Source organism: Pseudomonas sp. R62, assembly GCF_000257605.1.
In the GTDB taxonomy this organism is placed as follows: Bacteria; Pseudomonadota; Gammaproteobacteria; order Pseudomonadales; family Pseudomonadaceae; genus Aquipseudomonas; species Aquipseudomonas atacamensis.
The window spans coordinates 2,327,452-2,336,367 of record NZ_JH635998.1 but is presented as its reverse complement, the minus strand read 5'-3'; the positions used below and the strand labels follow the sequence as shown (position 1 = coordinate 2,336,367).

Sequence of the window (8,916 nt, the reverse complement as noted above, 5' to 3'; positions counted from 1 at the left end):
AGCAGTTCGGGGGCGGCGTAGCCCGGGGTCCAGGCGTTGAAGCGCTCGCGGCTCAGGTGTGGCAGGCCGGGCAAGGTGCCCTCCTCTGCCTGCCCCAGACCGAAGTCGAACAGGCGCAGGCCGTCTTCGCTGAGCATGACGTTGCTCGGTTTCAGGTCACCGTGCAGCACGCCGCGACGGTGGGCATAGGCCAGCGTGTCGAGCAGCGGCAGGACGATGTCGCGCAATTCTTGCCACGGCAGGCCGAGGGGCCGCTCGCAGAGCAATTTGTCCAGGGTCAGGCCACGCATGTATTCCATGGTGATGAAGGCCCGCTGGCAATCGGTGTCGACTTCAAAGGTGTGTGCACGCACAACGTTGTCGTGGCGCAGACGCCGGGTCAGAGCGAACTCGCTGTAGAGCAAGGCACTGGCATCCGGCGATTCGGCAAATTCTTCGCTGAGGATTTTCAGCGCAATGTAAGGGTCGGGATCGCCGAACTGCTCATGCAGCAGATCCCGCGCCCGGTAAACGGCGCCCATGCCACCCGCCCCGAGCAGACGCTCGAGGTGGTAGCGACCGGCGAGTACATCCGGCAGCGCACCGATGCTGGCCTTGGTCGGCGTCAGCAGCGGTTCGGCCTTGTTGCCCTTGGCGAAGGCGAAGTAGGTCAGGTTGCTGGCCTGTTCTTCGCTGATCAGCAGGTCATCGATGGGCGATTCGAGTTCACTCATTGGCGGATCACCACGGCAGTCAGGTTGTCGCGCGCGGCGCCACGCAGAGCGCCGTCGAACAAACGTTCCAGCGCGACATGCGGCGCGCTGAGGCTGAGGGCGTTGCCGAGGGCGTCGCTGCTCAGGCCCTGATACAAACCATCGCTGCAAAGCAAAAACACATCGCCCGGATAGACCTCGAGTTCAAGCACATCCAGGGTCAGTGTGTCAGCGGCACCGACGGCTCGGGTGAGTGCCTGAGCCGCCGGGTGTGCTGCCGCCTGTTCGACGCTCATTTGCTGCTCGTCGATCAGTTGCTGTTGCAGCGAATGGTCCTTGGACAGCTGATACAAACGCTGCCCGCGCCACAGGTAGCAACGGCTGTCGCCGGCCCAGATACAGGCCGCGCGATTGCCTTCCACCAACAGCGCGACGACGGTGCTGCCCATGATGCTGTCGTGACGCCCGGCGGTGACGGTCAACTCCTGCCCCAAACGCCGGTTCAGCCAGTGCAGGCACTGGCGGATGGCTTTGAGGCGTTCGTCGAAGTCCTCGTGTTGCGGCAACTCAGCCAGGCTGGCGACGATCAACTGGCTGGCGATGTCGCCACCCTGATGACCGCCCATGCCGTCCGCGACCACCCACAGCCCATGCTGCGGCGAGTCGAGGAAGGCATCTTCGTTGCGCGCCCGCACCTTGCCCGGGTCGGTACGCGCCGCGCTGCGCCAGGGACTGGCCACCAGCATCAGAGCTGCACCGGCATACGGAAAGTACGCAGTACGCCCATGTCAAACGGGTTCGGCGTGCGCTGGCTGGTCAGCAGGTAGTTGGCGCGCAGGCCACCCACGTCGGCTTTCAGTACCAGCACGTCACGACCGTTCAGGTACTCGGTCTGCATCAGGTCGAACAGACGGAACAGCGACCATGGGCCGGAGTTCTTCTCGATCCCGATCGGACGCCCGGCCATCTTGTCCATGACCAGGCTGGTGCGCCCGTCTTCAGCATCGGTCGGCCACTTGAAGGTCATAGGCAGGATCGGGCCGTGACGGTATTCCATGGTCTTGTCGCCGAATTTGAATTCGGAACGGCTGACCGCCGGATCGAGGGTGTACGGCTCCAGTTTGAACTGCACGGTCGGCTCGGCCGGGTTGATCGAGAAGAAGCTCTGGCGAATGGTCTGCGCCGCCGCCATCTGATCGAGGTAGACCTTCGATACCGGCAGGCTGTGACCGTCGACGCTGCGCATGCGGTAGTTGCCCGGATCGCCGCTGACGAATGGACGCATGTAGCTGTCGAAGAAGCGGTCGACGGTACCTTGAGCACGGAAGAACTCACGGAAGTCGCTGATCGCCACGTCGCTGGTGCTGCTGGCGCTGAACGGATAACGCTTGCTGATGGTCTTGCCATACACGCTGTACAGCTCGTTCTGATAACGGCCGTTCAGGTATTGGTAGGCATCGTTGAGCACCAGGCGCCACGAGTCTTCGGCCAGCACGTTGAACCACACGCTCAGCGGACGCGGCAGACGACCGGAGGCATTGCGCAGGTTGGTCAGCGCATCACGCTGGCCGCTCATGCGCGTCTTGGCCATCTCGAACGCGGCTTGCTCCGGCGTGCTGGAACGGGCCAGACCGGCCAGTTGCAGTTGCAGGTCGTTGAGCGCGCTGAACGCCGGCGTCAGGTCAGCGCCCGGGCCGTTGTTGTCATCGAGCAGACGATGCAGCGGTTCGAAGCGGCGTTGCAGGGATTTCTTCGCGGTGTCCGGCAGGTTCTTCGCCACGTTCAGCGCCGAAGCCTTGTCGGCGGCAGCGGCGGCGAGTTTGCCGACCTTGCCCAGTTTACCTTTCTGCCCGGCCAGCGCATCGGCGGCTTCGCCGGCTTCATCGACCGGATCAGCCGCGGCTTCGAAGCGGGTGTTTTCACGCACTTCGGTGAGCAGCGCGAGGACCGGCGAGTTGGCCGAAGTCAGGCCCGCCAGTTGCTCGGCGCCTTCGCCAGCGTCGCTGATCGGTGGCAGTGCGACCTGGCCAACGGCTTCGCTCCAGTAGTTGGCGTAGTCGCGGAAGTACAGCTGCTCAAGCTCGACCATCAGGCGACGCAAATCCATGTCGCTGATGCCCGCGCCTTCGCCCAGCACCCAGTTGTCGCGCAGGATGTCGGTGACCAGCGCGGCGCCCTGCACCGAGAAATACTGCTGATAACCCTGTTGGGTGTAGAAACCCGGGATCACGTATTCAGTGCCGATGAACAACGAACCTTGCGGGCCGAGGTGCTGGCTGAAGCGGTAGTCCGGCAGGTTGCGCGCCTGCTCGCGGAGCATGCGGTAAACCACGTTGGCCAACGATTCGCTGCGCAGGACCTGACGCGCCTGCGTCACCAGTTGATCGTTCAGCGGGTAGATGAACGGCTGCTTGAGCAAACGCTCGAGGTGCGTGTTCAGACCATTCTGCACCGCGGTGTTGCCGGTGTAGCGCTGCGACCAGTCAGTGGCGACCCAGTCCTTGAGCCACGCCGCATCGCGACGGTCCTTCATGTTCAGCATCAGGTACGCACGCAGGCTGTTGAGCAGGCGATCGCGGTCCTTCATGTTGGCGCGGATCTGGCCTTCGAGCATGGTCGCCACCCGTGGCAGCAACTGCGCTTCCAGCTCACGCTCGTAGGCGGTTTTCACCACCGGGTTGATCTCTTCGCCCTGATACAGGCCGCCACGCTCGTGGTACGAGACGTCGCCCTTGCTCGGGAACACCTGAGTCGCGGCGTAGCTGGTGTCGAGGACTTTCAGCACACCCATGGCGTCATCGCGCGGCGTCACGGCCGAGCGTTGCTGGGTCCAGTTCTGCGCCAGCGTGCGCAGGTTTTCCAGACGCTCGTAGTTGGCCGAGAAACCACCGGCCCAGAGCATGCCGAACAGTGCCAGTGCCGCCAGTGCGCCGACGTACAGCGCACGCTGGCCCCAATGAATGCGGCTGCGCTCGCGCTTGTCCAGACCGGCCAGATCGGCCTCGGGGAAAATCACCTGGCTGAGCAAGTGGTGGATGAACCGCGAACGGCCGCTGCGCAGAGTCGGCAGCACGCCGGCGTTCATGCCCAGGCTGGCGCCGATGCCGGCGGTGGTCGAATCCATTTCCTGGGTCAGGTGCGGTGCGCTGGTCAGGTAGAAGCCGCGCAGTTGCGTCGCGCGCTGATAACGGTTGCCGGTGAACGCCATGTCGACGAACAGGCACAGACGCTCGCCGATCTGCCCCAACTGATGCGGGAAATCGAGGATGCGCCCACGGCGCTGAGTATCGCGCTCGGAGTGCATGCGCATGATCACTTGGCTGTTCAAGCGGCGCAGCAGCTCTTCGAACTCGTTGCGCAGGACCGTAACGTCGGTGCCGACCTGATCCTTGCGGAAACTGGTGCCGAGCACCTGATCGCTTTCTTCGCGGGTCAGTTGATCGAAGAATTCGTCGAAGCCGAGCAGCTTGTCCGCCTTGCTCAGGACCAGATACACCGGCACATCGACGTGGAGTTTCTGATGCACGTCCTGCAAACGACTGCGCACCTGGCGCGCGAGGGTCTCGATGTCCTGCTCGCTGCCGCCGGTGAGGGTTTCCACCGGAATGGTCACCAGCACGCCGTTCAACGGACGGCCGCGACGACGCTTGCGCAGCAGTTCCAGCAGGGTTGTCCAGGCGTTGCCGTCGACTTCCGCGTCCGGTTGAGTGGTGTAGCGCCCGGCGGTGTCGATCAGGACACCGTGATCGGCGAAATACCAGTCGCAATGACGGGTGCCGAGGGTGTCGCGGGTCAGCTTGCGGTCGATCTTGTTGATCGGGAATTCCAGACCGGAGAAGTCCAGCAGGCTGGTCTTACCCGAGGCCTGCGGACCGATCAGCAGGTACCACGGCAAGTCACTGCGCCAGCGCTCGCTGCGACCGCGATACAGGCTCGACGTCTTCAGGGTTTTCAGTGCGTCCTTGAACCGCGCCTTCAACTCTTTCTGTTCTTCGTCGATCAGCTCTTCGCGGCGAATGCGGTCCTGGCCGTCCTCGCTTTCCTCCTCGGCTTTCTTGCGGATACCCGCGCGCCAGCTGACGAAGACCATGGTCAGGCCCCAGATCAGGAACAGCACGCTGATGGTCAGCAGGCGCGAGGTCGCGCTTTCCCAGAACTTGTAATCATCGACCGCCAACAACGGGCCGACGAACCACACCAGCAGCGCCACGAACAGCACCAGCAGCAAGGTCCAGACCCAGGTCTGGCGCAGGAAGGCGCCGACTTTCTTGAAAAACTTTTTCATCACACGTCCCTGTTTTACGGCTGCGCCTGCGGTTGTACCGCGGCTGGATCAAGCGGCTGATAAGGATGCAGAACGGTGTCGCGTTGTTCGCTCAGGACCCAGGCGAAGCCCGAATACATCACCACCAGGCAGACCAGAGTAAAGAGCACCACCATCCACGCCGGCACGATGCGCACCAGGTTGCGGCGCTGGTCGTTGAGGCCTTCCCAGTGCGGCGACAACTCGCGCGGCACGTCGCCACGCAACTGACGGATCTGCCGGTACAAGGCGTCGCGGATGCCTTCAAGCTCAAGCATGCCGCGCGCCTGGACGCGGTACTTGCCCTCGAAACCGAGGGACAGGCACAGGTACATCAGTTCGAGCATCGGCAGGTGCTTGACCGGGTTTTTCGACAGCCGATCGAGCAGCTGGAAAAACTTCTCGCCGCCGAAGGTTTCGTTGTGGAAGCTGCTCAGCAGGCTCATCTGCGACCATTCGCTTTCGTTGCCCCACGGCGTGGTCACGACAGCTTCGTCGACCACGGTGCAGAGCACGTAACGCGCGGCCATCACCTGGCTGCTTTCGGCGCCGTTGTGCAGGGCGCGTACTTCAAACAATTTCAGCCCGGCAGTCAGCCGCTCATTCAGCGCATACAGGTCTTCGCGTGTTTCGCTGTGCTTGAGACGCACCACTTCCGAGAGCAGATCGGACGAGGCCGCGACCAGCGAGTTGAGGCTGATGTTGAACGCCTCCGCCGGACGCAGGCGCGCGGCGTAGATCATGCGTTCTTCCAGTTGCTCGAAACGCGGCGGCGCGGCGAAGTCGGTCAGCGGACTCGATGCCGGTCCGTGGCCTTGACGATCGAGCAGGACGGTTTTGTCGTCCTGGTTGTAATCCGTTTCCTTGATCATGTCGGTCAGTTCCTGATGGCCCAGAATTTCAGTTCAAGCTCGGCGAATTCGCCGGACACGTGGAACGCGAAACCGCCGGAGCGTTCGAGTTGTGCGAGGTCTTCGGAACTGAGTTCGAGAATGAAATAGGTTTTGTTCGAGTGGAACGCGATCTGCCGTGGTGCCACCGGCAACGGTTTGACCTTGATCCCCGGCAAGTGCAGGTTGACCAGTTGGCGGATGCGCTCCACCGGGCCGACCTTGAGGTGCTGCGGCAAACGCTGACGCAGTTCTTCGGAGTCGCAGTTGGCACTGGCTGCCAGCACGAACGAGGCCGAGCCGAGCAGTTTGTGGTCGTGCAACGGCGAAACAATGATGCCGTACTGACGCGCCTGCAGGATCAGTTCGATGGCGTGCTGTTCGAGCACCATCGACAGCACCTGACGGATCGCTTCCATCAGTTTGCGAAAGCTTGCGCCCTGATCGGCGTGGGAATAGCGGCTGTCCAGGCGCGGGCGTTTGCTCTCGCCGGAGAAGGTCGCCAGATCGCCGAGCATGGTCAGCAGCGTGCGGTACAACTCTTCCGGATGCACTTGTTCCAGACCGAGGTAATGGCGCAGCAGCAGTTCGGTGCGGTTGATCAGTTGCAGCATCATGAAGTCGCCGACTTCAGCGCCGCCGACCTTGCCGTTGGAGCGAATCCGCTCGGCGATGGTGTCGCCACGGTGGCTGAGCATGCTGATGACTTCTTTCAGGCACGACAGCAGGTAGCTGGAGGCGTGGGCCTGAATGTAGGTCGGGACGAAATCCGGGTCGAGGCTGATCACGCCGTCGGGCGTGGTGTCGAGCACGTCGCAGATTTTCAGCTTCACGTAGGCCTGATCGCTCTGCTGCTCGCCGAGCAACAGTTTGAAATCCGGGCGACCGCAGCTGACCTGACTGGCGGAATCGTCGCCGGCGTTGGAATCGGCGACTTCCGCGTCATACGCGGTGTAGCGCGCGAGCACGTCGGATTGCTCCGGGCGCCGGGCCTCGATGTGGTTGCCGGTGACCAGCGGCAGCGCCAGATAGATCGGCGTGTTGCCGGTGTTCGGCGGCACGTCCAGCGCCAGCGGCTCGGTGTTGCCACCGAGCTCGAACAGGCTGCCGTCCGGCAGAATCCCCGAGGCTTCACTGATCACCAGTTTGCCCATGTTGAGGAACTGCAAGTCGATTTCCAGATTGAGAAAACCCCAGGTGTAGCCACCGAGCAATTGCGTGCGGGTTTTCATCTGGTGATCGTAGTAACGATCGTTGTGCTGGAAGTGCTGCGGGCGCAGCAGCATGCCTTCCTGCCAAATGACTTTATGGGTGTTCATGATCAGTCATCCGCCTTGGCGAGCACTTGTTGGGTGTTGCGGATACCGGCCTGATCGAGGGTCAGATCAGCCTCGGTGAGTTCCAGCGGAGTGATCTGCACGGTGTGGCGCCATTGCGTATCCGGCAGGTCGCGATAAGCAGCGAGGATGCCCACGTAACGGCTGCCCTCCTCCACGCTGAGTTTCAGTTCCACGGTTTCACCCGGGCGCAGTTCGAGTTCTTCGCTGGCCACCAGATCCGGGTTGAGGGATTCCTTGGCGCGTTCGTAGAGGCTGAAGAAATCAGCGTTCTCGAAGGTCACCGGGTGCTTGAGTTCGAACAGACGCACGACGATCGGCGACGGCCGCCCGTTGAGGTCCGGGTTGAGCTGATCGCTGCCGGTCAGTTTCAGATTGATCTTGGTCACTTTCGAGTACGGCGACAGCGACGAGCAACCGGCAAGCAGCACCAGCACGGTGAGCGCAGTCAGCGTCTTGAAAAAAGCGGTCGAGCGGCGAGACATGCGCATCATCCTTGGTGGTCGGTGTGGAGGGTGGAGATCAGGCGAATCTGTTCTTCGTAAGCCTGAGCAAAGTCGCGGGCCAGCAGACGCTCGCTCCAGTCATCGTCCTGACGCAGTGCCTGGTGATAGCGGCCGAACGCTCTCCAGCGCCCACCCGATGTTGCAATCAATGGCTTGCTGTCGCGCTCGAAACGCAGGGTCAGTTGCTCCGGCGAGAAGTGCTCCAGCGTGCCGCGTACGGCGGCGCGACTGGCAGTCAGCAGAGCCACTTGGTGCGCCTGCAAATCACGGAATGCACGGGAGATCGCCTGCTCGGCCGGCAGGTGCCCAGGCTTGCTTGGCTGCAACAGAATCTGCAGTGCTTCGCTCGGATCGACGGCGAATTTCAGCGGGTTCTTGTTGGTGCCTTGCACGGTGGTCTGCGCCAGACGCAGTTCGTTTTTCAGCTCGGAGCGGGTGCGCAGGCTCTGCTGCAAACCGCCGATGCTCTGGCGCAGCAGGCGCGCAGCGTTGAGCGCCAGCGCTTCGCGTTCGTCGTGGCTGAGGCCTTTGACGTCGACGCCCAGCGCCGCGCCGAAGTGCTCCCAGAAACCTTCGCTCTGACGCTCGACGGCTTTCGGCGCAGGCGCCGGCTCAGGTTCGACCGGGGCGGCGATCAGCTCCGGGACCATCAGGCTTTCCATGTCGATGCGCGCGTAGTCGGCACGTTGACGGGAGTCTTCCGGCTTGGCGGTGGGCGACAGCAGTTCGTCGATTTCCGAGTAGACGCGCTCTTGCTGTTCGAGGGCATTGAGCGGGTCGAGGTCGAGGAACGCGTCATCCGGAATGATGCTGCCAGCGGCACGCGGACGGCCGACTTCGCCGTCGAAGGTCGCCGGGTCACGGACCAGCCGCGCGCGGATCTCGAAGTCGCCGAGAATGTATGTGCTGCCGTGCTCGATGCGCACCGGCTCGCCCTTGTGCAGGCGCGCGCCGCTGCTGCCGTCCTGGACACCGTTGCTGCTGGTGTCGGTAAGGAAGAACGAGCCCTCGCGGTAGCTGACAATCGCGTGATGATTGGACAGGTGCCGCTTGCGGTCAGGGATGATCCAGTCGCAGTCCTCGCCGCGCCCGATCACCCCGCCGGCCTGCTTGAAGGTCCGCTGGCACAGCTCGGTGGGCACGAACTGCTTGGTGTTCAGCATTTCGAAAACCAATTCCATGTTTGAT

7 protein-coding genes are annotated in these 8,916 nt (G+C 62.8%); all 7 read right to left on the bottom strand.

Annotated elements, in window-relative coordinates; translation table 11 throughout:
• A partial coding sequence (locus OQK_RS11480; protein WP_038861182.1) for a serine/threonine-protein kinase occupies positions 1-713 on the bottom strand: 713 nt, incomplete at its 3' end.
• Entirely contained in the window at positions 710-1,438 is a 729-nt protein-coding gene (locus tag OQK_RS11475) for a PP2C family protein-serine/threonine phosphatase (protein WP_016772513.1), read from the bottom strand. The genes OQK_RS11475 and OQK_RS11480, both read right to left, overlap by 4 nt.
• On the bottom strand, positions 1,438-4,977 hold the full coding sequence (gene tssM / locus OQK_RS11470; protein ID WP_016772512.1) for a type VI secretion system membrane subunit TssM: 3,540 nt from the start codon (positions 4,975-4,977) through the stop codon (positions 1,438-1,440). Before tssM ends, OQK_RS11475 begins: the two co-directional genes overlap by 1 nt.
• Positions 4,978-4,991: 14 nt before the next feature.
• A complete protein-coding gene (gene icmH / locus OQK_RS11465; protein ID WP_016772511.1) occupies positions 4,992-5,867 on the bottom strand; it encodes a type IVB secretion system protein IcmH/DotU in 876 nt (291 codons plus the stop codon).
• Positions 5,868-5,872: 5 nt separating this feature from the next.
• Positions 5,873-7,204 carry a type VI secretion system baseplate subunit TssK gene (tssK, locus tag OQK_RS11460; protein WP_016772510.1) on the bottom strand — a complete coding sequence of 444 codons (1,332 nt, stop codon included), beginning with the start codon at positions 7,202-7,204 and terminating at the stop codon, positions 5,873-5,875.
• A 2-nt stretch (positions 7,205-7,206) separates the two neighbouring features.
• The gene (tssJ, locus tag OQK_RS11455; protein ID WP_016772509.1) at positions 7,207-7,707 is read right to left on the bottom strand and encodes a type VI secretion system lipoprotein TssJ; all 501 of its coding nucleotides are present in this window, start codon (positions 7,705-7,707) and stop codon (positions 7,207-7,209) included.
• A 5-nt stretch (positions 7,708-7,712) separates the two neighbouring features.
• The gene (gene tagH / locus OQK_RS11450; protein WP_016772508.1) at positions 7,713-8,909 is read right to left on the bottom strand and encodes a type VI secretion system-associated FHA domain protein TagH; all 1,197 of its coding nucleotides are present in this window, start codon (positions 8,907-8,909) and stop codon (positions 7,713-7,715) included.
• Positions 8,910-8,916: the final 7 nt, after the last annotated feature.